The sequence below is a fragment of the Marinifilum sp. D714 genome (genome assembly GCF_030851345.1).
Classification (GTDB): domain Bacteria; phylum Bacteroidota; class Bacteroidia; order Bacteroidales; family Marinifilaceae; genus Marinifilum.
Genome location: NZ_JALPNU010000010.1, coordinates 104587 through 131331, shown reverse-complemented (window position 1 = coordinate 131331; position 26745 = coordinate 104587). Strand labels below are relative to the sequence as shown.

Sequence of the window (26745 nt, the reverse complement as noted above, 5' to 3'; positions counted from 1 at the left end):
TTATTATTTTGTCAAATTTAAAATTTTTAGAATATCAGTTGTTATTTGTTTTCGATATTTTGCTTCATCTGATGAATTGATATCCATATTTAAGGCAAAAAAGTAAACATTGTCCTTGTTTTCAAGATAACCAACGTACCAACCAATTTCTTGTTCTATGCGTGCCGCCCATCCTGTTTTTGCTCGAATTGAATAGTCATCTGTTTGTTCTACAAGTAAAATCTTTTTTACAGTTTCCTGATTTTTCTTTTGAAAGGGCAATTGGTTTAAATACAGTTTTTTTAGGAAATCAATTTGTTGATTTGGCGTGATTCTTATATCTCCATTCAGCCAGAAAAGGTCAATCTTTCCACCAATGTTTTTATTTCCGTAATCAGCTTTTTCAACCCAATATTTCATTCTCTCTTCACCAATTTGTTTTGCCAACTCCTGGTAAAACCAAACAACAGAATTTTTTATTCCGGATGCCAAGTTGTGATCCTGATTCCATGATTCAATAAAACGTTTTTTTCCATCCCATTTAATCATTTCATTTTCGTCTTTAATTACTTCTGTTTCCAATGCAATCATCGAATTAATGATTTTAAAGGTAGATGCAGGAAGAAAAGCAGAATCCAATCGTGCAGGATTGTATGCAAGTGATTTATTATTTTTAAAATCATGAATAACAAAACAACCATTTACGTTTGCTTGATCGAATATTTCTTGTAGGTCATTTGCTTTGTATGCATCAAGAATGGATTCTTTTTGCTTGGTACAAGCAAGAAATATCAACGATATGAATAAGAGTGCAATTATTTTCATCGTGTTAAGCTTTTTGCAATTTATAATCCTGCTTTTTGTAGATAAACCAAAATAGAATGATACAAGCTGTGCAAAGGATACTGGCAAGTAAGGAACCTTCAAAACCGAATTTACCTCCGGTAAGAATTTCATTTCCAGTAATGGTTTGAGAAATTAAAGTATCGCTTTTTGTTCCGCTTACTTCGAAACCAAAAATTGGTCCTTGAAAAAAGTTCCAGCTAAAATGTAAGGCAAGCGGAAACCATAAGTTTTTGGTAAAAATGTATCCAATTCCTAAAAGAATACCGGCTAGAAAGATATTTGTAACTCCTAAAAATGATACATTAGGATTCAATAAGTGCAATGCCGTAAAGATTAATGATGATAGAACCAGGGCCAGGTATCTGTTCATTGAATCCATAAAGTTTGGAAGGATATAGCCGCGAACAAATACTTCTTCGTTTATAGAAACAAGTATAAATAGAAACACAGACTGCAAGAGGCCAAGGAATGCAAAGTTAACAGAATCAATAGTCAGATTACCATTCACCTGAAGAATAAGAGTACCAAGGCCCATCATCACTATTCCAGCAAGAAGTCCGTAAATGATATCTTTTGCTCTATTCTTTATCGAAAATCCCAGATTAACGAATTTTTGTCGATCAATAAACTTCGTGAATATCCAAACTATAAATAAAGTGCCAAGAGTTCCAGTAAACTGTCCTGTTAACATTATTCCACTTGACATGTTGATATTTTGAAGGTTTGTAATATCAAGTTGGCCCGTTGCACCAGCATGAATAATAACTCCAATTACCTGAAAAATTCCAAATACAATATAAAAGGGAATAATAATTAAAATCGCACGAAGCCATCCTTGTTTGATGGCTGGGGTTGAGTTCATTTGGGTCATAATTGAATGGGATTTATTGAGAGGGTTAAAATTAACAGAATAATTTAAAACATGTTAGCTTCTACTTAAGAAATGCATTTTATTTGAAACAATAATCAGGCTAAAATTGAAATACAATTACTCCCGAATGTCATTAGTTTTCTCATACCTTCATTATTTGATAAGGATATTATCAATGTTTGTAATGAGAATCTCCAACAGAAATGAAAGTTCTTTGTATACAGATAGCTATCGGTAGTGTGAATGAGGAATTAAATCTATCCGAATCCATTGTTCATGGGATTTCACAACTTTTCTATTTTTTCCGTATTTAAACTTTCCAAGACTTTCAAAAAAAAGCTTGCTTCATATTTGAAGCAAGCTCATTTTTAATGTTACAAATCTATCTATACGATTCCTTGTGCAATCATGGCATTGGCAACTTTTACGAATCCGCCAATATTTGCTCCGTTTACGTAGTTTACAAACCCATTCGAAGTTTTACCATACTTAATACAAGTTGAATGAATGTCTTTCATGATGCGTTTCAGATGATTGTCAACTTCTTCCCGAGTCCAACTGATTCGCATTGCATTTTGCGACATTTCCAATCCTGAAACAGCAACTCCACCAGCATTGGCAGCTTTACCCGGTCCAAATAGAATTTCATTTTCCAAATAAACCTCTATGGCTTCTGGAGTAGATGGCATGTTAGCTCCTTCGGAAACACAAATACAACCATTTTCAATTAAAGTTTTTGCTTCATCTTCGTTAATTTCATTTTGAGTAGCACTTGGTAAGGCAACATCACATTTTACTCCCCAAGGTCTTTCTCCTGGGAAATAACCTACTTTATACTTTTTAGCATACTCTTCAATTCTTCCGCGTTTTACATTCTTCAAACGCATTACATAGGTCAGTTTTTCTTCATCAATTCCATCTGGATCATAAATAAATCCCGAAGAATCGGAAAGGGTAACAACTTTACCGCCAAGTTCATTTACTTTTTCTACAGTGAACTGAGCTACATTTCCAGATCCTGAAACAGTAACAATTTTGCCTTTTAAGCTGTCTCCTTTAGCATTAAGCATTTCTTCGGCAAAGTACACATTACCATAGCCTGTTGCTTCAGGGCGAATTAAACTTCCTCCCCATTCGGCACCTTTTCCGGTTAGAACTCCTGTAAACTCATTGCGAAGTCTTTTGTACTGGCCGAACATGAATCCAATTTCGCGTCCGCCAACACCAATATCTCCTGCAGGAACGTCGGTGTCTGGTCCAATGTGTTTCGATAATTCTGTCATAAAACTTTGGCAGAAACGCATTACTTCACCATCGGATTTTTGTTTAGGATCAAAATCAGATCCTCCTTTACCACCACCCATTGGTAGTGTAGTTAAACTGTTCTTAAATACTTGCTCAAAAGCTAAAAATTTAAGGATTCCAAGATTTACTGTTGGGTGAAAGCGCAGACCTCCTTTGTATGGTCCTATTGCACTATTCATTTCAACGCGATATCCTCTGTTTACCTGTATTTCTCCCTTATCATCAACCCATGGAACTCTAAAAATGATTACTCGCTCGGGTTCTGAAATACGCTCAAGAACTTTAGCTGTTTTGTACTTAGGATTTTCTTCCAGAAATGGCATTAAGGATTCAACAACTTCGTGAACTGCTTGATGAAATTCTATCTCACCAGGAGTTTTACTAATTAAATTATCCATAAATTCCTTACTGGATGGGGCTTTGAACATGGTTGTCATGATGCAAAAAGTTTAAGTTAGACATGATTTATTCTGGGTGTAATTAGTAAACAGTCTTTTGGATAACCGCTTACCTTATTAAAGGTATGAAAGAATTCATTCAAGGTCAAGCTGTTAGAATTCGTTTAAATTCATTAAATTTAAAAGAGCCCATTATTAGTGCCTAAATATTGAATTTTTGCACTTAATTTTTATTGTATCTACGTAAGCCCTAAACCTATGAATTCAGAATCTGATAAAAATCAAGGAATTAACAAGATCATTGCGGAGAATGTTGAAAGACTAAAAGAACTAGCCGCAATAAACCAAACTACAGGAATAATAAAGGAAGGAAAATCTATTGAAGATACTTTGCAACAAATCTGCTTTATACTACCCAAAGCATGGCAATATCCGGAATTTACAGTGGCACGAATTATTTTTGATGGGAACGAATACTTGAGTTCAGGCTTTAGGTTGTCGCAATGGACCATGACTCAGGAATTCATGACCATTGATAATAAAAGTGGAAGAATTGAGATCTGTTATGTGAAGAAGTTTCCAAGTTTGGATGAGGGACCTTTCTTAAAGGAGGAGAGACACCTGATTGAGAATCTTGCGAGCATTATTGTTGGATATATAAATAGCGAAACAGGAAAGCAGCTTTTATCACAAGTAAAATATAAGAGTGAGGCAAAAAAGGAAATTATTGGACCTTACGTACCAGTTACCAATAGAAAACTGCTTCAAAATTTCCTAAACAAGAATAATGCTGATCGAGATATTTATCATGATTTGATGCCATTTAAGGTGAAGGAAATTTTGCTGGTTGCCAATTTGTACGATGCATACTGTATTGAGAGAGAAGGGCGTTTTGCAGAGCAGATTTCAGGTGAATATCAGCAGTTGAATTTGACTTCAATGCCGCGTGTAACTGGAGTTTCTACCTTGGAGGAAACCATGGAGCAATTGCACAGCAAGCACTTTGATATGATCATTCTGATGGTTGGTGTGGATAAAAAAACTCCGATAAAATATAGTGAGAAGATTAATAGTGAATTTCCATACATCTCAATTTTCCTCCTGCTAAACAACGATGCAGATATTGCTCTTTTTGAAGAACAGCGAACCGAGCTAAAAACGGTGGATAAAATTTTCGTTTGGAACGGAGAATCGCAAGTGTTTTTTGCAATGATCAAATCACTGGAAGACAAGGTAAATGTTGATAATGATACGAAAATAGGACTTTCACGTGTAATTCTTTTGGTAGAAGATTCTGCCAAATACTATTCACGATATATGCCAATGCTATACCAGAGTGTACTGGCACAAACCCAACGAATTATTGATGATGTAAGTACCGATGCTCAATATAAGATTCTTCGATTACGAGCTCGTCCGAAAATCTTGCTGGCTTCCAATTACGAAGAGGCCATGAATATTTATTACAAGTTTAAAGATTTTCTGTTGTGCTTAATTTCGGATGTAAAGTTTCCAAAAGAAGGAGTGTTTGAAGAAGATGCCGGAATACAATTGGTAAAGGAAATAAAGGATGAATATCCAAATCTACCTGTAATCTTGCAATCTTCAGATGTTACCAATGCTGCACACGCATTTAATTTAAAGTGCAGTTTTATAAACAAAAACTCTGAAACATTGCGTCATGATATTCGCCTTTTTATCCGACAATTTCTTGGTTTTGGAGATTTTGTTTACAAAGATGCTGATGGTAATGAAATTGCTACAGCAAAATCTTTGAGGGAGTTTGAAGAGTATTTGTATCATATTCCTGCAGAGTCTTTGGTTTATCATGCCAATAAAAATCACTTCTCACTTTGGTTGATGGCGCGAGGAGAGATACGTATTGCAAAAATGATTGCCCCTTACAATATTAGTGACTTTAAATCTGCCGAAGATGTTCGCGAGTATCTAATTAATGTGATTCAAAACTACAGGAATGAGAAGAACAAAGGTAAGGTGGTTGAGTTTAATTCTGATCAGGTTTTAAATGCCAATAATATCGTTACACTTTCAACGGGTTCTTTGGGAGGAAAGGGAAGAGGTTTGGCTTTTATCAATTCAATGCTTTTTAATCTTGATTTAAGTCGATACATCAAGGATATCAATATAAAAGCACCAATGACTGCAGTAATTGGTGTTGATGAATATGAATCGTTTATTGATAGAAATAATTTATTGGATAAAACCAAAGATTTACCCGATTATAAGGAAGTACAACGATTGTTTTTGGCATCGGATCTTACATTAAGATTGGTTCAGAAAATCAGGATCATGTTGATGAATTTTGATCAACCATTGGCCATTCGTTCTTCTGGCTTATTTGAAGATTCATTGTTGCAGCCTGTGGCGGGAGTTTTTCAAACCTATTTGGTTCCTAACAATCATCCGGATTTGAATGAACGGGTAAAGCAAGTTACCGATGCAATAAAACTGGTTTATGCTTCTATTTTTTCTGAGGAATCACGTGCTAATGTTCAGGCTCTAAATTACAAACTTGAAGAGGAGAAGATGGCTGTTGTTATTCAGGAAGTGGTTGGTAATCGATATGAAGATACTTTTTATCCACATATTTCAGGCGTAGCCCAATCCTACAATTATTACCCTTACGGACATATGAAACCTGAAGAAGGTTATGCTGTAATTGCTGTAGGTTTGGGCAAATACGTAGTGGATGGAGAAAAGGCCTGCAGATTTTCTCCAGTTTTTCCAACTATCGAGAACAATTCACCTAAGGATCAATTCAAAAATTCGCAGGTTGAATTTTATGCAGTTGATTTAAAGAAAAAAAATGTTGACTTATTAGAGGGAGAAACAGCAGGTTTAATTCGACTAGAAATTGATGATGCAGAAGAGCATGGAAATCTTACCCATTGTGCATCGGTTTACAATTCGGTTAATGATACAATTAGTCCTGGTTTGGATGCTTATGGACCTCGAATTGTAAATTTTGCCAATATTCTGAAGTACGATTACATTCCATTGGCAAAGACAATAGAATTGGTTTTGGATATCGTGAAAGAGGCAATGGGATCGCCAATAGAAATTGAATTTGCGGTTGATTTGACCAAAGATAAAGAGGGAAAGGCGTCCTTTTACTTGTTGCAGATAAAACCTTTAATCGGAAATGTTGATGACTATAATGTTGATTTGGAAGAGATTGACCGAAACAGATTGATGTTGCTTTCTGAAATGAGTATGGGAAATGGTTTAATTGATAAGGTAAGTGATGTAATTTATGTTGCTCCGGAGTTATTCAAAAAGGAAATGACATCTGAAATTGCTTCGATTATTTCTTCGGTGAATGAGAAAATGAGATTACAAGATAAGAACTATGTGCTCATTGGTCCTGGAAGGTGGGGAACAAGAGACAAATGGATTGGGATTCCTGTGAAATGGAAGGATATATCAAACGCAAAACTGATTGTGGAAACTAGCTTTGCAGATTACCCTTTGGAGGCTTCATCAGGTTCACACTTTTTCCATAATGTAACATCAATGAATATTGGCTATTGTTCTGTTCATCATCATTCCGAAACTTCTTTTGTAGATTACCATTTGCTAGGAAAACAGGATTTGATAGCTGAATATGGTGCAGTTAAGCATGTACGTTTTGCCAAGCCATTAAGTATTAAAATGGATGGTAAAAAGAGATTGGCAGTTGCCAGTTGGCAGAAATGATTTAATCGAATTTAATGGCTTTAGCCGGACTAATTTTTGTGATTAAATAGGATGGAATTAGCAACATGGCAACTGTAGCAATTAAACTTCCAACATTTAATAAAAGTAAATGACTAAGTTTTAAATTAACTGGTACAGTGTCAACGTAATAGTTGGTAGGATCTAATGGAATGATTTCGAAATAATATTGCAAAAGACACAAGCCTATACCGATAACATTACCCCATAACATTCCTTTGCCAATTACCATGCTCGATTGGTAAAGGAATACTTTTCGTATTGACCAATTTTTTGTTCCCAGTGCTTTTAAAATTCCAATCATGTTGGTTTTTTCCAGAATGATGATCAGTAAGCCTGAAACCATATTGATACCGGCTACTAGAATCATTAGCGAAAGGATAATCCAAACATTAAGATCCAGCATTTCGAGCCAACTGAAAATTTGTGGATGTTTTCTAACAATATTTCGAACTTTTATACTGCCTCCATCTTGCGTGAAAGAACTTGCTGTATTTTGTTTTACCAAGTAGGTAAGCTCCGATATTTCATTAAAATCATCAATGAAAATTTCATATCCGCTAACTTGATTATCCTCCCAATCATTTAGTTTTTGAATATGTCGCATATCGCAAACTAGGAACAGTTTGTCGAATTCCTCCATTCCTGTATTGTAAATACCTGAAATAACAAATCGTCTTTCGCGAGGAGGTTGTTGAATAAAGTAAACTGATATTTTATCGCCAATTTTAACTTGAAGCAGCTTCGATAATTTCTCTGAAATCAGAATTTTATTGCTTTTCTTTTCTTCTAGCTTGAATATTTCACCTTCAACCAAATTTTTACTAAAAAAGCTCCAGTCGTAATCTTTGCCAATACCATTTAAAACAATTCCTTGAATTTCCGATTTGGTTTTTAAAATACCTGGCTTTGTTGCAAAAGATTGAATGTGTCGAATCCCGTTAATTTGCTTTATCAGATTGGTATCGATAATGCTTTTATCAATTGGCTGTGTCTCAAAGGAAGAATTATTATCGTAGTTGGTAATCTGAATGTGTGAACCAAAGCCAGTTACTTTATTGGTAATTTCAGATTTAAAGCCAGTTACAATTGCTACAGCTAAAATCATAACACTAATGCCAAGTGCAATGCTAAGTTTGGCAATCTTTATAATTGGGCGCGACATTTTCTTTTCGCCCTTTTCACCAGTGGTAATTTTTTTAGCTATAAATAATTCCAGATTCAAATTGATATTCTTTTTGTTAAGATTAGCACAAAAGTAGTAATTTCGAATGATTAAAATTTATTTTTATTTGCAATTGGTTGCGAATGTTATGGGAGCTTCATGAATTTAAATATTCTACAACGAGAACTTAGAAATTCTTGATTGCTTTATCTGGTTTAAAATTGAAAAGAATCATATGCTGAGAGCTTATTTATATACAACTTTGATGTGCTTGTTATTTGTAAGTACATCTTGTGCACAACAGATTGCATTAAAAACATTGGCAGGCGCTGAGAATTATAATGATTATTTGCCTTTGCTTCAAGGCAAATCTGTTGGGATTGTGGGAAACCAATCCTCTTTGGTTGGACATCAGCATCTAATTGATTTTTTAGTTGCAAGAAACATCAAAATTCAAAGAATATTTAGTCCGGAGCATGGATTCCGTGGTGTTGCCGATGCTGGAGAAAAAATTAAAAACAGCAAAGATGTAAAAACAGGCATTTCCATAGTTTCTCTATATGGCAAACATTTTAAGCCAAGCGAGGAGGAGGTGAAAGACATAGATTTAATGGTATTTGATATTCAGGATGTAGGTGTTCGTTTTTACACTTATATTTCAACCTTGCATTATGTGATGGAAATATGTGCCGAGCAAAATATACCACTTGTCGTTTTAGACCGACCTAACCCTAATGCCCATTACGTGGATGGACCGCTTTTAGAAAAAAAATACGCTTCATTCGTTGGGATGCATCCGGTACCTGTTGTTTATGGCTTAACGATTGGAGAGTATGCAAAAATGATTAATGGTGAAGCTTGGTTAAAGGGAAGTTTAAAGTGTGATCTTACTGTGATTCCGTGCAAAAATTGGGATCGAAATCAAATGTACGATTTACCAGTTAAGCCATCACCCAATCTTCCAAATGCTCTTTCGATTGCCTTGTATCCCTCCTTGTGCTTTTTCGAAGGCACTTCTGTAAGTGCAGGACGAGGAACTGATTATCCATTCCAATGTTTTGGACATCCAAAGATGAAGCAGAAAGGCTATTCATTTACTCCAAGAAGTATTCCTGGAGCTAGCAAGTATCCCAAATTTAAAGGCAAAGTATGTTATGGATATGATTTGAGCAATTACAACTTGGAAGATTTTAGAAATAGAAAAGCCCTTAATCTGTCTTTTCTAATAACGGCTTACCAACAACTTCATGGTAATACAAAATTCTTTAATGCTTTTTTTAGAAATCTTGCAGGAACAAATCAATTAAGGCTGCAAATAGAAAAGGGAATGAGCGAAGAAGAAATTAGAGCTACCTGGCAAGAAGGTCTGAAAGAGTTTGAAAATATTCGGAAAAAATATCTGATTTATCCCGATTGGGAGTAAAATCAGAAACAGAATCGTCGGTGGCGAAAGGAAAGTAGTATCGACATAATTGACAAACCCGACGACCTGTTTCTAAGGGATTTCTTATTTAAAACTATAATGGTTTGCAATATCATGATTCGAACTGGTTGAATCAAAATCATGTGATGAAATCTTTAAGCGCTTAACCACTATACTTTTTTCTAAACTACACTTTTGTAATTTTCGATAGGCCTGAAGCAATTCAGGAATTAGAATGTAGGCATGCTTTAATTCTGAAATATTAATAGAGCTATTGATTAATGCTTTGTTATACTTGGAATCATTCACAATTAGATTGTAAAACGATCGCATATGATTTAGCCAACCCATAAATGCTTTGGCATTTTTTTCTGACTCTTCTATAGATTTCCAAAAATCAGGATACCTTTTCAAAACAGGTTTAATCAATCTTAAATCCTGGTGGTAAAGAGAATTCAGTTTTCTTCTCATCAAATAAACCAAACTACTTGCTTCAATCTCTTTCTGTGCGTATTTTTTCGATATTTCAGATAATTGAAAGGTATGTAAATCATTTGCTTTTTTCGTCCTGTTAAAAGTACTCTCCATAAGATCTTTTTTCTTGAAAATTGTTATAGCAAGTATAAAAAAAACAGCTCTGATGTATCTAAAAACACTATTAAATGAGTGTTAATATTAAAGGAGAAAAATGGAGGAGATAATGTTAAATTAATGGAAGATTAATGCTAAAAATCAGACTTGATAATTTAGAACTTATCAAAATAATCGGTATTTTTAAGGGAGTAACAACCTTAAACTAGAAAGAAATGGCATTTACCTTACAAATTGGAGATAAAGCTCCCGAATTTAATTTGATTGCAACTGATGGTATTCGATATAAATTAAATGATTTTAAGTCATCGAAATTACTGGTGGTTTTCTTTACTTGTAATCATTGCCCTTATGTTGTTGGATCGGATGAGGATACCAGAGCCATTGCAGACAAGTTTATACCGCATGGAGTTGAATTTGTTGGAATTAATTCCAATTCTCCTAATACTTACGAAGAAGATGATTATAACCATATGGTTACACGAATGGAAGAGAATGATTTTCCTTGGGTTTACTTACATGATGAAACTCAAGAGGTAGCTGTTAGTTATGGAGCTTTAAGAACACCGCACTTTTATTTATTTAATGAGAAGAGAGAATTAATCTATACGGGAAGAGCGGTTGACAATCCAAAGGATACTTCGAAAGTTACAGTACGTGATTTGGAAAGAGCAATTATTGAGCATTTGGATGGAAAGAAAATTTCTACCCCAGTAACTAATCCAATTGGTTGCAATGTTAAATGGGATGGAAAAGATAAACACTGGATGCCTGCAGATGCATGTGATTTGGTGTGAAGAAAATATGATTTATAGAAAGAGGCTATCTTTTAAAAGACAGCCTCTTTGCTTTTGTACTTTTCGTAAGAAGTACTTTTATCCGTAATTCAGAATTACAATTGCTTTAATAAGTTAGCCATTTCAATACCAGAAACTGCAGCTTCGTAACCTTTGTTACCTGCTTTTGTACCTGCTCGTTCAATAGCTTGTTCGATTGTATCAACAGTTAAAACACCGAAAATAACAGGAACTTCTGAATCTAATGAAACATGTGCTACACCTTTAGTTACTTCATTTGATACATAGTCGAAGTGAGGAGTAGAACCTTTAATTACAGCACCTAAACAGATTACAGCATCATACTTTCCACTTTTTACCATGCGCTTTGCAATCAATGGAATTTCGAATGCACCTGGAACCCAAGCAACATCAACATCATCTTCTGATGCACCATGACGTTTGATTGCATCCAATGCGCCACCTAACAGTTTACTTCCAATAAACTCGTTAAAACGACCCGCTACGATTCCAAACTTAAGACCTTCAGCAACTAATTTACCTTCAATTGTATTCATTTTATTATCTATTTTTCGATTATTTTTTATTCAATTCCTTTTACTTTTTTATCATCGTTTTGAAGATTCCACTTCACATCTTGATGTAACATGTGACCCATTTTCTTCATTTTGGTCATCATGTAAAATTCATTTTTTTCGTGATGTGTCATTTCAATTTCTTCACGATCAACAATTTTGATACCATAACCTTTTAAGCCTGCCACTTTTAGTGGATTGTTGGTCATTAGTTTTAAATTCTTAACTCCTAAATCAGCAAGAATTGCAGCCCCAATACCATAGTCGCGTAGATCAGCTTTAAAGCCAAGTGCAAGGTTAGCTTCAACGGTATCCATTCCCATATCTTGTAATTGGTATGCACGAAGTTTATTTATCAAACCAATCCCTCTACCTTCCTGGCGCATGTACAACAATACACCACGTCCAGCTTTTTCAATTCTTTTCAGAGCTTCCTGTAATTGTTCTCCACAATCGCAACGAAGCGAACCAAAAGCATCACCGGTTAAACATTCGGAATGAACTCGTGTAAGAACAGGCTCATCAGTATCTACATTACCTTTTACCAAAGCAACATGATGTTCGCCGGTAATTTTATTCACATAACCATGAGCTCTGAAGTCTCCATGCTGCGTTGGCATAGCAGTTTCAGTAATCTTTTCAATCATGGTTTCTGTTTGGCGACGATATTCAATTAAATCAGCAATGGTGATCATTTTCAAATCGTGCTTTTCGATATATTCCTTCAATTGAGGAACACGAGCCATGGTACCATCTTCGTTCATGATTTCACAAATTACACCTGCAGGATACAGACCTGCCATACGAGCTAAATCTACAGCAGCTTCGGTATGACCAGCACGAACCAATACACCATTTTTACGAGCAACCAGTGGGAAAATGTGTCCCGGACGAGTAAAGTCTTCAGGTTTGGCATCATTTTCCAATACTCTTTTAATAGTATGAGCACGTTCATGAGCAGAAATTCCAGTTGTACAATCGGCGGCATCAATACTAACAGTAAAAGCAGTTTGCTTGGCATCGGTATTGTTGTACACCATCATATCGATATTCAATTCGTCCAAACGCTCTTTTACTATTGGCATACAAATTAATCCTCCGGCTTGACGAGCCATAAAATTAATTGCCTCAGGGGTTACCATTTCGGCAGCCATTAATAAATCACCTTCATTCTCGCGATCTTCATCATCCACCACTACAATCATCTTACCTTGTCTGATGTCTTCAATCGCCTCTTCAATAGTATGAAATTCCATTACTTATCTAGTTTGTTGTCTTGTTTATGCAAATCCGTTTTCTTTTAAAAAATCCATTGAAATATCAGACTTCTCTGATTTTTCATCTTCCTCTCTGTGGAACATGAATTTCTCTATATATTTTGCTGTCATGTCGCATTCCAAATTGACTTTCTCGCCAGCTTTTTTAGAGATTAAAGTTGTATCGTATTGAGTTAAAGGAATGATTGATACTTTAAATATCTTCTCATCCACATAAGCTACAGTCAAGCTGATCCCATCAATAGCAATTGAGCCTTTTGCAATTACATATTTCAAGATATTTTTTGGAGCAGCAATACTCACCCAAATGGCATTGTCATCTTTTTCTTGCCCTACAATTTCTCCTAAGCCATCTACATGACCACTTACCATGTGTCCACCCAATCGATCGCCAACACGAACGGCTCTTTCTAAATTCACCTTGCTACCATTGCCAAGTGTACCAAAACTGGTTCTGTTCATGGTTTCCGGCATAACATCAGCTGTAAAACCGGCAGAGTCGAAACTTACTACCGTAAGACAAATTCCATTGGTGGCAATACTATCGCCCAATTTTACATCATCCATAATTTTATTGGCAGCAATGCTTAAACGAATCGATTTTGCTCCTCGTTCGATGGCTTTTATTTGTCCTATTTCTTCTATTAATCCTGTAAACATTCTTCAGTAATCAGTTATCAGTAAACAGTAATCAGAAACTGCTACTTTTTTATTTTTCCTGACAACATTAGGTCATTTCCTAATTGTTGCAACTTAATATTATCTAATTCTATGGCGTCCTTCATCAATTCAATGCCTTCTCCGCCTACCGGACTTTTAGCATTACCTCCAATTATTTTAGGTGCGACAAAAGAAACTACTTCATCAACAATGCCTGATTGCAATGCTGAAAAGTTTAGTGTAGCTCCACCTTCCAATAATATTCCATCGATGTTTTGTTCTCCCAGCATTTTCATCAAAACATTTAAATCTATTCTATCATTTAATGCATCTACTTTTAAAACTTGATTTCCTTTGGCTTCGATCTGCTGGATTTTATCGAGATCTGCCTTTTCGGTAACAGCTAAAATGGTTTTTGCTTGATCTGAAGTATTTAAAATCTTTGAATCTAATGGAATTCTTGCCTTGCTATCCACAACAATTCGAATCGGATTCTTACCATTTCCATTTTCCAGTCTTGTGGTAAGCATAGGATCATCAGCAATAACCGTATCAACACCAACCATGATTCCTGCCAATTCGTTTCTTAATTCATGAACCTTAGCTCTTGATTTTTCATTCGATACCCAACGAGAATCACCTATTTTACTGGCAATTTTTCCATCCAGTGTCATGGCAGTTTTCATTACCACATAAGGTGTTTTCGATTGTATGAATTTTAGAAAAGTGCGATTCATTTCGGTCAACTCTTCGCACAAATAGCCAAAATCAACTTCAATGCCATTTTCTTCTAAAATTTTCACACCACGACCAGCAACCAAAGGGTTGGGATCAAGCATACCAATAATCACTTTCCCAATTTTATTTTTTACAATGGCTTCGGCACAAGGAGGCGTTTTTCCGTAATGAGAACAAGGTTCTAGCGTTACATACATGGTAGCACCTTCAACTGACTCTTTGGCCGAACGGAAAGCATTTACTTCGGCATGAGGACCACCATAAAATTCATGATATCCTTCCCCAATTATTTTATCGTCTTTTACAATTACAGCACCAACCAGAGGGTTTGGACTTACTCTTCCCACTCCTTTTTGGGCAAGCTCATAAGCTCTGTGCATGTATTCGTATTTCTTGCTCATATATTTAAAAACAAAAAGCCCTGAACAGTGTACACTATTCAGGGCATTTATTATACGGTCTGCCAATTGGAACCAATTTTTCCAATGACATGAATTAATCGAATCGATCAATTATTTTTCTTCTCCCATCCAGACTATACTGTCGGTACTGGAATCTCACCAGTTCAATCCTTTTACAGATTCGCGGACTATCACCGCCGGTCGGGAATTTCACCCTGCCCTGAAGAAACAATAAAAATATGTGGAAACAGAGTTTTTAAGTACTGCTTCTGCTACAAATATAGATCTTTAAGATTTAAAAACAAATGAAGCTGATATGCTTTAAACAATATTAACAGTTCATTATAGATTTTTTATCTGAAAAAATACAAGTATCAAGCTTAATGATCTTTAGACATTTTCGTAAATGGCATTAATTGTTCTATATTTGCAAAAATTTTTAAATCACTAAATTGGAGTAAGTATGCCTCATAAGTCAGGTTTTGTAAATATCATTGGAAATCCGAACGTTGGAAAATCAACCTTAATGAACAATTTGGTTGGTGAACGCATTTCGATTATCACATCGAAATCGCAAACCACTCGCCACCGAATTAAGGGAATTGTAAATGGTGAAGATTTCCAAATTGTATATTCTGATACTCCGGGAGTATTGAAACCGAACTACAAACTTCAGGAATCGATGATGAAGTTTTCGACATCTGCATTGGTTGATGCTGACATTATTTTATATGTTACCGATGTTGTTGAAACCATTGATAAGAATGAAGATTTCTTAAAAAAGGTTCAGAACACTGATACTCCGGTTATCCTGATTTTGAATAAAATTGACTTGACAACTCAGGATAAACTTGTTGAGATGATGGACGTGTGGAAAGAAAAGCTGCCAAAAGCAGAAATCTTCCCTATGTCGGCAAAAGAGAATTTTAATGTCTCTAATTTATTTGATAGAATTTTAGAGCTATTGCCAGAAGGACCTCCTTACTTTGCTAAGGACGAAATGACTGACTTGCCAGCCCGTTTCTTTGTGAATGAAATCATTAGAGAAAAAGTATTGATGAACTACGATAAGGAAATTCCTTATGCTGTGGAAGTTGAAGTAGAAGAGTTTAAAGATGAACCTAAGATTATTAACATTATGGCGGTGATTAATGTTGAAAGAATGTCGCAAAAAGGGATCATCATTGGTCATCAAGGTAAAGCACTTAAAAAAGTTGGAACCGAAGCCAGAAAAGACATGGAAGCATTCTTTGGTAAGAAAGTATTTTTAAAGATATACGTTAAAGTTGCCAAAGATTGGAGAAATAAAGAGAATAAATTAAAAGGATTCGGGTACAATCAGTAAAACAGATCACAATTAACAGTTATGAGTAATATTGTTGCAATAGTAGGTCGTCCAAATGTTGGAAAATCTACACTTTTTAATCGATTAATAGGAAGCCGAAAAGCGATTGTAAATGAAACTGCCGGAGTAACCCGTGATCGTAATTACGGGAAAGCAGACTGGAATGGAAAAGAGTTTTCGGTAATTGATACTGGTGGATATTCATTCAACTCGGAAGATGTTTTTGATGAAGAAATCCGCAAACAGGTAATGTTGGCTATTGATGAGGCCGATGCCATTTTATTTGTGCTGGATGTTCAGCATGGAATGACAGACTTGGATGAGGCTGTTGCCAGAATTCTTCGCAGAACTACAAAAAAGGTTTATCTGGTAGCCAATAAGGCAGATAACAGCGATTTGATTTTTGCAGCGAATGAGTTTTATTCAGTGGGAATTGGAGATGTTGTTTATCCAATATCATCGGTGAATGGTTCTGGAACTGGAGATTTGCTTGATGCGGTTGTGGGTGATTTTGAAGAAAAACCTGAAGAAGAAGACAACGATTTACCAAGACTTGCATTTGTAGGTCGTCCTAATGTAGGAAAATCATCAACGGTAAATGCATTAATTGGTATCGAAAGAAATATTGTTACTGATGTTGCAGGAACAACCAGAGATTCTATTCATACAAGATTCCAGAAATTTGGTCACGACTTTATGATGGTAGATACTGCCGGAGTTCGTAAAAAGCCAAAGGTAAATGAGGATTTGGAATTTTATTCGGTAATGCGATCGATTAGAACCATAGAAACGGCTGATGTTTGTATTCTGATTCTCGATGCTACACGCGGTGTGGAAGCACAAGATCTGAGTATTTTTGATTTGATAATCAAAAATAGAAAAGGTGTTGTGATCATGGTGAACAAGTGGGATTTGATTGAGAAAGAAACCAACACCATGAAAGAGTTCGAGCAAGAAATCAGAAATAAAATTGCTCCTTTTAATGATGTACCAATCATTTTTACATCTGCAACTTCTAAGCAACGATTACTAAATGTGTTGGAATCTGCATTGGAAGTACATGAAAATAGAGTTCGCAAGATCCAAACTTCAGAATTGAATAAGGTGATGCAGGAAGCCATTGCTGCGTTTACTCCTCCTTCGGTAAAGGGTAAATTCATTAAGATTAAGTACGTAACTCAATTGCCAACTTTGGCTCCAACTTTTGCCTTTTACTGTAACTTGCCACAGTACATTAAAGATCCTTACAAAAGGTACCTTGAAAACCAGATTCGTAAAAACTGGACATTTACAGGTGTTCCGATTCAGATTTTTATGAGAAAAAAATAATTGCTACAAAGCAATCATATCAACCGATTCAGAATTTCTGAGTCGGTTTTTTTTGATCTAAATTTTGTAATTGTTTTTTAAAACTAATCATTTAGTTATATTTATATGATAATTATAAAATTACAACCCAATGAAACAATTTATTTTTACCCTAATACTTGCAAGTATTTTCTTTATCCCCAATGCATCTGCACAACGTACCAATAAGGTAGATCAAATGCTTTTTAATGGACAATATGAAAGCGCCATTCCAATTCTTAGACAAATGATTGCAAAGGATAGTACCAATAGTAAGCTATATTTTCGTTTGGGGAAAGCATATCAAAGCTTAAATCAGTATGTTCTTGCAATTGAGAATTATCAAAAAGCTCACAAATTGCATCCCAATTCAACTGCCACATTATTTAATTACAGCAATTGCCTTTATTCATCAGGAAATTATCCAGAATCTCAAAAACAACTATTAAAACTTCAAGCTGTGGATTCAATGCATTATCAAGGCAGTTTATTATTGGCAAAAACATATGCTAACCTTAGCAATTACTCTAAAGGATTGGATACTTATAAGAAATTAATTGTGCGCGACTCTCTAAATCCATACTTGCACAAGCAAGCTGCCAATTTAAAAGGTAAAATGCATGACTTCATTGGTGCATTGGCTTCCTATTTAAAGGCATATGAACTTAATCCGAAAGATTTATCTGTGATTCTTAATGTGATTCAGAAATTTTCTGAAATGGGAGCTTTCGAACAAGCTTTGGATTATTGTAATAAAGGACTTGAAGTGTACCCAAACAACCATTTGATACAAAAAAAGAAAGCTCAATGTTTAATGGGCCTAGAATGGTATGAGAATGCTTTAAACATTTACAAAGATCTTGAAACAAGAAAAAAACTAAATATTGTAGGTTATAAGCAATTGGGAATTTGTTACATGCAAACCAGACAGTATCAGAAAGCTGTTGACGTATTTTTAATTTGTATGACAGACCCTAATATGGGCGCAAGTTTCGAAAAAGATCCCATGTTGAATTACTTTTTAGGTGTTTGTTTTTCGCGCTTAAATGATTATGAAAAAGGAATTATATATTTACAGAACTCCTTAGATTATATCATACCTCCAATTAAATCATCAATGCATTTGTATTTGGCAAAAGCTTACAATGCCACACGCGAATTTGAAAAAGCGGTAATTGAATATAAAAATCACTTTGAAATGGATAGTTCAAACCCAGAAGTTTTATACGAAATTGCTACTACTTACGAGGAGTTTGGCGATAACAAAAAGAAAGCGCTGAAATATTATTCGCAATACATTAGAGAAACAGATGATATTGGAGGTGAGCGTTACGAGTATGCAAAATCAAGAATCCTTCACATTAAAGAGAAAATACACTTCGAAAAGTAAAAGAATACCTAATTGTTGGTATTGCGAACACCAGTTAAGCAGGCTAAGTTTGTATTGACTTAAAAACGAGCTCCCGGAACTGAGGCCAGATGAATTCGAGAAATCTTTTGCCATAATATTTCTTTTTAGTGTTTTTACTCATTTGGTTTCGGTTTTCGATTGCTTTTTTGTTGCATGTCTTATTAGATCTCCAAAATTTTACTAATTTAGATTGAATTAAAATACGAATATGCATATAAAGAAAAGTATGAAAATGGCAGATGTGATTCAAATGAATTACATGCTGATACCTGTTATTCATCGTTTTGGAATTGAATTGGGATTTGGAGATAAAACCGTAGATCAGGTTTGTGAAGAGAATGAAGTTGATTTGAACTTTTTTCTACAGTTGGTAAATGCTTATCATGACCAGGATTATTTTCCCAAAGAAGAATTGCAAAGTATCCCAGTACGGGAAATTGTAGCTTATCTAAAAATGACTCATGCCAGTTATTTAAATAATACAGTTACTGATATTGAGCAAAAAATTAAAAGTCTGGAATTGGAAGGTAATGAGGATAAAAAATACATTGCCCTAATTAGAAACTTTTTTGAAGGCTACAAATCGGAGCTTACTGAGCACATTATGCGTGAGGAAGATGTTGTGTTTCCATACGTATTAGCTGTTGATGAAATCATAAAATCAGAACAATTTACTGATAAGAATAAAAAGGTTTTTGAGTCGTTTTCGATTGAGGAATATGAGGAAGAGCACGATGATGTGGAGGAGAAACTTATGGATTTGAGAACCATCATGATTAAATATGTTGCTCCACCTGCCAATACCAACCTATATCACAGTATTATTCAAGACTTATTTAGGCTAGAGGAAGATTTGAATTATCATTCCAGAATTGAGGATAAGGTTTTAATTCCGAAAATCATTTTAATGGAAAAATCAATTAAGAACCTGTTTTAATGATCGTTTATGCCTAGAATTTCTATAATAATTGCAGAAAGCACTTGTTTGATTCGAAAAGGACTTAGTGCAGTAATTCAAAAGCTTGGGAATGTTGAAATTCTTCAGTCTGTTTCGAATAAAGTAGAGCTTTGCGATATTGTGAACCGGTTAAAGCCTGATATTTTAATTGCCAATTCGAATATGCTTGATTCAGATTGTGAAGATTTAAAAAAGCATTTTATTACAGCCAACAAAATGAGTTTGGTATTGATATCGGAAGATAAGTCAATTGAGGACAAATACAATGCCGATGCTTTTATTCACTATAAGGATAATCAATCTAAGATTCTTGATGTTTTAGAAGAGATAGTGAATCGAAAGGCAGAAAAAAAACGAACCAATAAGTCGAATGAAACTTTAAGTTCGCGAGAGCAAAATATATTAAAGCACATTGCCTTGGGGTTAACCAATAAAGAAATTGCAGATCAGTTGTTTATCAGCATACATACCGTAGTTACCCACCGTAAAAACATAACCCAAAAACTTGGAATTAAATCTGTTTCTGGCTTAACGGTATATGCAATTCTGAACAATTTGATTACCATGGATGAGGTAAAGTAATTACAATTCTATAACTACACCTGCGGCCAATTCCAACAGGTTGAAGCTTTTTGCAAATTCATCGCGAACTTTGAAACTTGTGCAATGGGTTGGCCCAAGAATTTTAATGTTTTCAGCTTTTAGATATTCAATTGTTTTAATGGTAAGTTCGTCTATCTCCTTCAAATGAAAGCCGCCAATTACGGCATAAACAGTATTGGTTTTGCATACTTTCTTTGCAAAATCAACCGTATTGCAAATGCCCGAGTGAGCACAACCGCTAATCACAATCAAGCCTTTGCTGCTAGTGATGGCAATTGCCGAATCATCAGGAACAAAATCAGGCGATCCATCAGGCAATAGAAAAGGACTTTTTTTCGATTCAAAATCATTTACTCTAGGAATTTCTCCCAAGAATACCATATTTTCAGAAATCCAAAAAGGCTTTTTGCTTTCTTTAATATTAAAATTTTTCGAAAGTTCGCCTTTGTTCATCGATAAACCCACACTAGTGTTGTTGCGTTTTCGATGCCTGGTAATAAAACAATCAGGGTGTAATATCAGATCTTTTCCAGATAGATGCTTTAAACCATCTCCATGATCCCAATGACCATGACTTAGAACCACAGTATTGATATCAGAAAAATCTTCATTTAACTTTTCGGCATTCTTTACAAACAATTCGTTTGGACCTGCATCGAATAAAACTTTCTTACCAAATTCGATAAGTACCGAAAATCCATGAACCGATTCAAAACCTTCTGCAGCTGTATTATCTAATAGTATTTTCAGCTTCATTGTTCATCTTTTCTTTTAGGAATTCTAAGGTTAAAGCATGAGCCGACTCCTTGTTCCGAATCTACCCAAATTTCACCTTTTGCGTTTTTAACGATGTTTTTTACAATGGCCAGACCTAATCCCATTCCAGCCGATTTGGTAGTGAAATTAGGATAGAATAACCTTTCCATTACATCGTCGCTAATTCCGTTACCATTGTCAATTACACAAGCTTTAAAGTATTCTTTTTCTTCTTCAAGCTCAACAATTACTTGTCCATTTCTATTTTCAGGAATGGATTGAATGGCATTGTTTATCAAATTCACAAATACGCGAATAAATTGCTCTTTATCCACAAATACATTGGCTGTTTCAATTCCATTTAACTGAAGTTTTAAATCCAATTCATCGTTTCTAAACAAGGAAACAACATGATTTAATATGTCAACAAGATTCAATGGTTCGTTATTTGCCGTTGGCATTTTTGCAAAGTTTGAAAAGGCTGTTGCAATTGAAGACAAAGCATTAATCTGTTCTATTAAAGTTTTGCTTACTTGTTTCAAATGCTCTTCTCTGTTTTCCGATTTTTCTTCGAAGCGTTTTTGCAAAAATTGAATGCTTAGCTTCATTGGAGTTAAAGGATTTTTAATTTCATGAGCAATTTGACGAGCCATTTCTCTCCATGCAGATTCTCTTTCTGAGCGAGCCAATTTTTCTGCACTTTCGGAAAGCTCAGCCAGCATCTGGTTGTATTCATTAATCAGACTTCCAATCTCATCATCTTTTGAATATTCAATTTTTTCACCATACGAACCAAATCGAGTCGCTTTTAACCTGTTTTGAATAATCCTTAGCGGATATGTAATCTTATTGGAAATAAAAACTGAAAGGAATATTGCCAGCAAGATCATGAATACGTGCAAATTAACCCCTGTTAAAATAAGATTGAACATTTCTTTTTCCAACTCCTGACTCTTGGTAAAATAAGGAAGGTTTACAAATGCTATAATCTTATTATTCTCATCAACTATGGTTTCGTAGGCCGATAAATAAGACATTTTACCAATTTCTTCTTTGTGAATAAAGCTTGTTTTTTCTTTAAAAAACAATTGGTAATAGGCCGCAAAATTCATTTTATTATACTGTAATTTTTTGTCAAATATTTCACGGCGCGATGAGGTAATCAGTTCTCCTGATAAATTATACAAATGAATATCAGCATAAATTAGACTGGACAGTCTTCGTAAGCGATCTGTTAGAAAGTCGACATTTAAATTTTCGCCTAAGCTCGAAATTACTTCTTGTTTTACCAATTGTAACTTCTCTTCTAATTTTCTGTTATTTAGTTCTTCAGTTCTTTCAATTGTATAATAAACTGTACCTCCTCCCAGCAGTAAAAAGAATAGCATTAACAATCCTACTATAGAGTATTGTATTCTAAACTTAAAGCTCATGTTGAATTTAAATTTCCATGGATATCGGCTCAAAAACCAAATTAGCATGCCAAATAAGTAAAGAAATACAAAAATGTATGGAACTGTTATTACTCTATTGTACCAGGTAACAAGAGGGTAGCTTACTACAACAGTATTGTTATCGAATCGATAGACGAGATGGTCGTAATCGTCAAGTTTTACATGGAATGATTTCTCTTTGTTGGTTCCAAATACCTTTTCACTCATGTAATAGTTGAATTTTCCTGAGGAAGCAATCAATTTACCATCGCTATATTTTCCGTAAGAATATTCATTTCCTCTTTGTTTTAGCGTAACTTTTTCATCGAGTAACAAATCAGGATATCCAATTCCTTCATTGCCAAGTTTGGAGTCAAGACGAATAAATATTCGAACCAAGCCCATTCTTTTGGTTTTAAATTCCAGTTTCCCTAGGTAGGAAACCATTCCATCAAAATCATTTAAATAATAGAATTTTGTATTTGGAATTTCTTCTCCCGATTGAAGAATCATTTCTTCGAAGAATTCAAAACAATTTCTAACATTATTGTCTGGTTCAATACTTAGATCGTCAGATTCGTTACAAATTGTGATCTGGTGATAATACTGATCCCAATATCCTGAAAAGTATCGATTTTGAATGTGATCCATTATGCGTACTTCATTCCTGAATGGATACTGACACATTTGTTTTAATTTCTTATCTGAATCGAGATTTTTTTGCAAATGAAGCAACAAATTTTCAGAAGTAGGATCGTATTCTGTAGAAAGGTTCATTGCCGTTACCAATCGGTTTTGAGCTTCCTTTTTTTCTGATAGAACATTTATAATTCCGGTTACGGCTATGGCAACAAACAGCAGTAAAACAATCATTAATGAGTAGTAGCTTCCTTTTGCAACTTTATAGCTTGCAAATCCTACAAGTAACAGAATGATTAATGGTAAAATTAAAAAGAGATAGCTGTGGGGTTCGAATGAATAAAGGAAAAGATATACGATGGCTGGAAAAGAAATTGCAAACACGTATATCAAGTATTTCCATAAATTCCATCTTGATCTTGATAAGGCCGCAATGAGATATGCAAAGTGCCCCAAAGCATACATTAGTAAAAGCAAAATCAGAAATCCAACAAATACATAAATTCCATAATCCTGGAACACAAACATCTGAAGACTGAAGCTAGAGTCTAGTACCAAACTGCTTATTAAGCCTTGTATTGAGTAAAAAAATACCCAATACAATATTAAGTACAAAACAAATAGTATGCTTGCTCCTGTTTTTGATACTCCCTTAAGAATATGATATTTACATCCATAAGATGAGTAGGTGTAAATGAAAAGATAGAGGAATAAAACATTGAGCAGAAAATCCCCCAGTGATGGGAAGAAAAATGAGCGTGCATAAAGTGTTGGTGAGAAAATTTCCAAATTGGAAAAGACAGCTGGAAAGGAATATTGTATCATGAAATATCGTAGACACAATAATGATATTCCCCAAATAAAAAGTACGCTTAAGCCAATTTTTACATTTCTAATTTCAAGTATTAGAATGCTAACCAGAATTAAAAGGAGAAGAATGAAGATAGCATAAAAGGCTCCAATACGATGTTGAGCTTTTGGAGCACTATGTACATAATCACTGTTTTGTAATGAAAACAGAAAGTTATGATCTTTATCAAAAATCGGAACTCCTTTTTCTTTATCTAATGATATTTCAAACTCAACGGGTATATCAAATTCACGATCGAAATGATTCTTTAGGTATTTATTCTGGTATGGGTAAATCTTTTTTATAAGAAGTAAACCATACAAATCTATACTGTCTAACTGTTGTCTTTGAATATAGTACCAGCCATTCTCGAATCTTTTAACACTCCCATGGGATTCTCTAAGATTTTCTACTTTAGGAACTATGAATGAGTTATCACTCCAAAACCCTAAAGTGTCTTCTTTAAATGCTAGTAAAACAAAACCATCTTTTTTCAGGTCATGTTCAAATTCCGTGAAATTGTCATATCTACTTAGGCCACCATTTTTACTGACAATGGCATTGCGTAACTCATTTAAATCTTTTTTTAAGGAAGGTTCTTTTTCGCTAAAAACATGTTGTATTCTTTTTGCCGATTGCTGTAAGCTATCTTCGCGATTAAAAAGATAATCAGAAGTGATTGCCAACCCGAAAAATATCAGTACTGATATTCCTAGAATGTATTTGAGAAGTTTGTTTTTCAATGCTGACTGTTTTGAATTTTTTGTTTGGATTAACAAATTTCATGCTAAACCTCTCACAAATTAGCATAATTCAATTAAACCATCAAACATGATGATAAGGTTCTCCTTTTATAATGGTCATAGCACGATAAAGTTGTTCCGTAAAAATCATACGAATCATTTGGTGTGAGAATGTCATTTTTGATAAAGAGACCTTGCCTTGAGCCTTTTTGTATACTTCTTCGGAAAATCCATAAGGACCGCCAATTACAAAAACAAGATTTCGAGTCCCACTAATCATTTTCTGTTCCATAAACTTCGAAAATCCGACTGATGAGAACTCTTTGCCATTTTCATCTAATAAAATTAATGTGTCTGTAGGTTTTAGCTTTTCCAGAATTAGTTCACCTTCTTTCTGTTTTTGTTGATTTTCAGAAAGATTTTTTGTGTTCTTTAAATCGGGAATAATTTTAAATTCAAACGGAAGGTAATGTACAAGACGTTTTTGATATTCGTCAATACCTTTTTTTACAAAGTCTTTATCTGTTTTACCAATTACCAAGAGAGTTGCTTTCATAAGTATCTTTTTTTCACGATATGGTAGTCCCTATGTTATTAAACTTAAATTCTGCAATACCGCACTATTACATGTCCTTCATCAACAGAGTATAATCAATTATCTGCTTGAAATCAGGTTCTCGATTAGATTTTTTTTATCTTGCGATATGTTTTTCGCACAGAATTTGTGTAAAGGTAAATGATAATGAATTAAAATTATTCAGATGAGAATTATTAAATACATATTTGTTGGAATTCTATTTGTTCTGTTTTCTGCTACGAATGTAAGTTCGCAAACTCAGAATGATTTGCCGAAAAACTTAATGCTTGCTTTCAAACAAGGAAATTGTTCAAGTTTGTCCAATTATTTTAGCGATAGAATCCAACTTTCGATTCAAGACAAAGAAGGCAACTATAGCAAATCTCAAGCAAAACAGATTCTTGATAAGTTTTTTAGAGACTATCCACCAACTGATTTTAAAAAGAAACATGCTGGGGGTAAAACCGGTGCAAGATATGCAACTGGAGAATTAATCACCAAAAAGGGAAACTTCCGATTAAGTTTTCTTTCGAAGAAACAAAACGGAAAATTCATTATTCACCAGCTCCATATAGAAAAAGATTAACTATAGGCTCCAATTGATTGGGGCCTTTCCTTTTTCCTCCAAATATTTGTTGGCTTTGCTAAAATGTTTGTTTCCAAAAAATCCTCTGTCAGCTGAGTATGGTGATGGATGAGGCGATTTTAAAACCAAATGTTTCGATCGATTAATTTGTTCTCCTTTTCTTTGGGCATATGATCCCCATAGTAGAAAAACAAGATTCTCCTTTTCTTCCGAAAGACATTTTATAACTGCATCGGTAAATTGTTCCCAACCTTTGTTTTGGTGAGAACCAGCTTGGTTAGCCCTCACGGTGAGTGTAGCATTCAATAGCATTACACCTTGTGCGCTCCATTTTTCTAGGTTTCCACTTTTGGGCATACTCAATCCTAAATCGGAATTTATTTCCTTATAGATATTCTGTAAGCTAGGAGGGAGGGCAACACCATTGTTTACAGAAAAGCATAAGCCATTAGCTTGTCCAAATCCGTGATATGGATCTTGTCCAATGATCACCAATTTCACATTATCGAATGCACATTTGTTAAAGGCATTAAAAATTAATTTTCCTGGTGGATAGATTTTTTTACTTTGATATTCTGTCTTTACAAAATGAACCAGTTGTTGAAAATACTCTTTCGAAAATTCACTACTTAGTTTTTCCTTCCAGGATTCTTCAATTTGCACATTCATGAGGATAATTTTTTTTCGAAGATAGCATCAAAGCTGAACTTATCCATAAATCAATTCATAAAAAAAG

The 26745-nt window shown here is 34.6% G+C and carries 22 protein-coding genes and 1 riboswitch; of the genes, 9 read left to right on the top strand and 13 right to left on the bottom strand.

Annotated features, from left to right (window positions below):
* Positions 1 to 3: 3 nt before the first annotated feature.
* The 3 genes from blaOXA to gdhA all read right to left on the bottom strand — a co-directional run bounded on the left by blaOXA (position 4) and on the right by gdhA (position 3438).
* The gene (gene blaOXA, locus M0051_RS11455) at positions 4 to 804 is read right to left on the bottom strand and encodes a class D beta-lactamase (RefSeq protein ID WP_306741669.1); all 801 of its coding nucleotides are present in this window, start codon (positions 802 to 804) and stop codon (positions 4 to 6) included.
* 4 nt (positions 805 to 808) lie between these two features.
* Entirely contained in the window at positions 809 to 1687 is an 879-nt protein-coding gene (locus tag M0051_RS11450) for a CPBP family intramembrane glutamic endopeptidase (RefSeq protein WP_306741668.1), read from the bottom strand.
* A gap of 395 nt (positions 1688 to 2082) precedes the next feature.
* On the bottom strand, positions 2083 to 3438 hold the full coding sequence (gdhA, locus tag M0051_RS11445; RefSeq protein WP_373568315.1) for an NADP-specific glutamate dehydrogenase: 1356 nt from the start codon (positions 3436 to 3438) through the stop codon (positions 2083 to 2085).
* Positions 3439 to 3657: 219 nt separating this feature from the next.
* Here gdhA and M0051_RS11440 point away from each other — a divergent pair, with 219 nt between their 5' ends.
* Positions 3658 to 7116 (top strand): PEP/pyruvate-binding domain-containing protein, encoded by a 3459-nt coding sequence (locus tag M0051_RS11440; protein WP_306741667.1) that lies wholly within the window; start codon positions 3658 to 3660, stop codon positions 7114 to 7116.
* A gap of 1 nt (position 7117) precedes the next feature.
* On the opposite strand, the gene M0051_RS11435 is transcribed toward M0051_RS11440, so the two are convergent.
* Positions 7118 to 8359: an FtsX-like permease family protein gene (locus tag M0051_RS11435; RefSeq protein ID WP_306741666.1), complete on the bottom strand. Its 1242-nt coding sequence runs from the start codon at positions 8357 to 8359 to the stop codon at positions 7118 to 7120.
* 205 nt (positions 8360 to 8564) lie between these two features.
* Between M0051_RS11435 and M0051_RS11430 the strand changes: the two genes are divergently transcribed.
* Positions 8565 to 9722 carry a DUF1343 domain-containing protein gene (locus M0051_RS11430; RefSeq protein ID WP_306741665.1) on the top strand — a complete coding sequence of 386 codons (1158 nt, stop codon included), beginning with the start codon at positions 8565 to 8567 and terminating at the stop codon, positions 9720 to 9722.
* 84 nt (positions 9723 to 9806) lie between these two features.
* Here the strand turns inward: M0051_RS11430 and M0051_RS11425 are convergent, their stop codons facing one another.
* Entirely contained in the window at positions 9807 to 10310 is a 504-nt protein-coding gene (locus tag M0051_RS11425) for a hypothetical protein (protein WP_306741664.1), read from the bottom strand.
* 218 nt (positions 10311 to 10528) lie between these two features.
* Between M0051_RS11425 and M0051_RS11420 the strand changes: the two genes are divergently transcribed.
* A complete protein-coding gene (locus M0051_RS11420) occupies positions 10529 to 11110 on the top strand; it encodes a thioredoxin family protein (protein ID WP_306741663.1) in 582 nt (193 codons plus the stop codon).
* 95 nt (positions 11111 to 11205) lie between these two features.
* On the opposite strand, the gene ribE is transcribed toward M0051_RS11420, so the two are convergent.
* The 4 genes from ribE to ribD are packed head-to-tail and all read right to left on the bottom strand — an operon-like array spanning position 11206 to position 14761.
* The gene (ribE, locus tag M0051_RS11415; protein ID WP_110363316.1) at positions 11206 to 11667 is read right to left on the bottom strand and encodes a 6,7-dimethyl-8-ribityllumazine synthase; all 462 of its coding nucleotides are present in this window, start codon (positions 11665 to 11667) and stop codon (positions 11206 to 11208) included.
* Positions 11668 to 11693: 26 nt separating this feature from the next.
* Positions 11694 to 12941, bottom strand: coding sequence for a bifunctional 3,4-dihydroxy-2-butanone-4-phosphate synthase/GTP cyclohydrolase II (locus tag M0051_RS11410; protein WP_306741662.1), 1248 nt, complete (start codon positions 12939 to 12941; stop codon positions 11694 to 11696).
* Between the two features lie 24 nt (positions 12942 to 12965).
* A complete protein-coding gene (locus tag M0051_RS11405; RefSeq protein ID WP_306741661.1) occupies positions 12966 to 13622 on the bottom strand; it encodes a riboflavin synthase in 657 nt (218 codons plus the stop codon).
* Between the two features lie 41 nt (positions 13623 to 13663).
* Complete coding sequence (ribD, locus tag M0051_RS11400) at positions 13664 to 14761, bottom strand: bifunctional diaminohydroxyphosphoribosylaminopyrimidine deaminase/5-amino-6-(5-phosphoribosylamino)uracil reductase RibD (RefSeq protein ID WP_306741660.1); 1098 nt, start codon at positions 14759 to 14761, stop codon at positions 13664 to 13666.
* Positions 14762 to 14874: 113 nt separating this feature from the next.
* Positions 14875 to 14993, bottom strand: a riboswitch (FMN riboswitch).
* Between the two features lie 231 nt (positions 14994 to 15224).
* Between ribD and era the strand changes: the two genes are divergently transcribed.
* The 5 genes from era to M0051_RS11375 all read left to right on the top strand — a co-directional run bounded on the left by era (position 15225) and on the right by M0051_RS11375 (position 20404).
* On the top strand, positions 15225 to 16106 hold the full coding sequence (era, locus tag M0051_RS11395) for a GTPase Era (RefSeq protein ID WP_306741659.1): 882 nt from the start codon (positions 15225 to 15227) through the stop codon (positions 16104 to 16106).
* Positions 16107 to 16127: 21 nt separating this feature from the next.
* Positions 16128 to 17435 carry a ribosome biogenesis GTPase Der gene (gene der, locus M0051_RS11390; RefSeq protein ID WP_306741658.1) on the top strand — a complete coding sequence of 436 codons (1308 nt, stop codon included), beginning with the start codon at positions 16128 to 16130 and terminating at the stop codon, positions 17433 to 17435.
* A 130-nt stretch (positions 17436 to 17565) separates the two neighbouring features.
* Entirely contained in the window at positions 17566 to 18843 is a 1278-nt protein-coding gene (locus M0051_RS11385; protein ID WP_306741657.1) for a tetratricopeptide repeat protein, read from the top strand.
* 229 nt (positions 18844 to 19072) lie between these two features.
* Positions 19073 to 19801: a hemerythrin domain-containing protein gene (locus M0051_RS11380; RefSeq protein ID WP_306741656.1), complete on the top strand. Its 729-nt coding sequence runs from the start codon at positions 19073 to 19075 to the stop codon at positions 19799 to 19801.
* Positions 19802 to 19810: 9 nt separating this feature from the next.
* On the top strand, positions 19811 to 20404 hold the full coding sequence (locus M0051_RS11375) for a response regulator transcription factor (RefSeq protein ID WP_306741655.1): 594 nt from the start codon (positions 19811 to 19813) through the stop codon (positions 20402 to 20404).
* Here the strand turns inward: M0051_RS11375 and M0051_RS11370 are convergent, their stop codons facing one another.
* The 3 genes from M0051_RS11370 to rlmH all read right to left on the bottom strand — a co-directional run bounded on the left by M0051_RS11370 (position 20405) and on the right by rlmH (position 25402).
* Positions 20405 to 21181, bottom strand: a complete 777-nt coding sequence (locus M0051_RS11370; RefSeq protein ID WP_306741654.1) for an MBL fold metallo-hydrolase — start codon at positions 21179 to 21181, stop codon at positions 20405 to 20407.
* Positions 21178 to 24846, bottom strand: a complete 3669-nt coding sequence (locus tag M0051_RS11365; protein WP_306741653.1) for a HAMP domain-containing sensor histidine kinase — start codon at positions 24844 to 24846, stop codon at positions 21178 to 21180. Before M0051_RS11365 ends, M0051_RS11370 begins: the two co-directional genes overlap by 4 nt.
* 82 nt (positions 24847 to 24928) lie before the next feature.
* Positions 24929 to 25402 carry a 23S rRNA (pseudouridine(1915)-N(3))-methyltransferase RlmH gene (gene rlmH / locus M0051_RS11360; protein WP_306741652.1) on the bottom strand — a complete coding sequence of 158 codons (474 nt, stop codon included), beginning with the start codon at positions 25400 to 25402 and terminating at the stop codon, positions 24929 to 24931.
* 205 nt (positions 25403 to 25607) lie between these two features.
* On the opposite strand from rlmH, the gene M0051_RS11355 reads away from it, so the two are divergent.
* Positions 25608 to 26009 (top strand): DUF4783 domain-containing protein, encoded by a 402-nt coding sequence (locus M0051_RS11355; protein ID WP_306741651.1) that lies wholly within the window; start codon positions 25608 to 25610, stop codon positions 26007 to 26009.
* Here M0051_RS11355 and ung read toward each other — a convergent pair whose 3' ends face one another.
* Positions 26010 to 26678 (bottom strand): uracil-DNA glycosylase, encoded by a 669-nt coding sequence (ung, locus tag M0051_RS11350; RefSeq protein ID WP_306741650.1) that lies wholly within the window; start codon positions 26676 to 26678, stop codon positions 26010 to 26012.
* Positions 26679 to 26745: the final 67 nt, after the last annotated feature.

What these genes read in the sequence shown, in the direction of transcription:
- M0051_RS11425 (WP_306741664.1), bottom strand. Translation starts at nt 10,310, where the DNA reads ATGGAGAGTACTTTTAACAGGACGAAAAAAGCAAATGATTTACATACC.
- ung (WP_306741650.1), bottom strand. Translation starts at nt 26,678, where the DNA reads ATGAATGTGCAAATTGAAGAATCCTGGAAGGAAAAACTAAGTAGTGAA.
- M0051_RS11440 (WP_306741667.1), top strand. Translation starts at nt 3,658, where the DNA reads ATGAATTCAGAATCTGATAAAAATCAAGGAATTAACAAGATCATTGCG.
- M0051_RS11430 (WP_306741665.1), top strand. Translation starts at nt 8,565, where the DNA reads ATGTGCTTGTTATTTGTAAGTACATCTTGTGCACAACAGATTGCATTA.
- era (WP_306741659.1), top strand. Translation starts at nt 15,225, where the DNA reads ATGCCTCATAAGTCAGGTTTTGTAAATATCATTGGAAATCCGAACGTT.
- M0051_RS11355 (WP_306741651.1), top strand. Translation starts at nt 25,608, where the DNA reads ATGAGAATTATTAAATACATATTTGTTGGAATTCTATTTGTTCTGTTT.
- gdhA (WP_373568315.1), bottom strand. Translation starts at nt 3,438, where the DNA reads ATGACAACCATGTTCAAAGCCCCATCCAGTAAGGAATTTATGGATAAT.
- ribE (WP_110363316.1), bottom strand. Translation starts at nt 11,667, where the DNA reads ATGAATACAATTGAAGGTAAATTAGTTGCTGAAGGTCTTAAGTTTGGA.
- rlmH (WP_306741652.1), bottom strand. Translation starts at nt 25,402, where the DNA reads ATGAAAGCAACTCTCTTGGTAATTGGTAAAACAGATAAAGACTTTGTA.
- M0051_RS11450 (WP_306741668.1), bottom strand. Translation starts at nt 1,687, where the DNA reads ATGAACTCAACCCCAGCCATCAAACAAGGATGGCTTCGTGCGATTTTA.
- blaOXA (WP_306741669.1), bottom strand. Translation starts at nt 804, where the DNA reads ATGAAAATAATTGCACTCTTATTCATATCGTTGATATTTCTTGCTTGT.
- M0051_RS11380 (WP_306741656.1), top strand. Translation starts at nt 19,073, where the DNA reads ATGCATATAAAGAAAAGTATGAAAATGGCAGATGTGATTCAAATGAAT.
- M0051_RS11420 (WP_306741663.1), top strand. Translation starts at nt 10,529, where the DNA reads ATGGCATTTACCTTACAAATTGGAGATAAAGCTCCCGAATTTAATTTG.
- M0051_RS11385 (WP_306741657.1), top strand. Translation starts at nt 17,566, where the DNA reads ATGAAACAATTTATTTTTACCCTAATACTTGCAAGTATTTTCTTTATC.
- M0051_RS11375 (WP_306741655.1), top strand. Translation starts at nt 19,811, where the DNA reads ATGCCTAGAATTTCTATAATAATTGCAGAAAGCACTTGTTTGATTCGA.
- M0051_RS11405 (WP_306741661.1), bottom strand. Translation starts at nt 13,622, where the DNA reads ATGTTTACAGGATTAATAGAAGAAATAGGACAAATAAAAGCCATCGAA.
- M0051_RS11370 (WP_306741654.1), bottom strand. Translation starts at nt 21,181, where the DNA reads ATGAAGCTGAAAATACTATTAGATAATACAGCTGCAGAAGGTTTTGAA.
- der (WP_306741658.1), top strand. Translation starts at nt 16,128, where the DNA reads ATGAGTAATATTGTTGCAATAGTAGGTCGTCCAAATGTTGGAAAATCT.
- ribD (WP_306741660.1), bottom strand. Translation starts at nt 14,761, where the DNA reads ATGAGCAAGAAATACGAATACATGCACAGAGCTTATGAGCTTGCCCAA.
- M0051_RS11410 (WP_306741662.1), bottom strand. Translation starts at nt 12,941, where the DNA reads ATGGAATTTCATACTATTGAAGAGGCGATTGAAGACATCAGACAAGGT.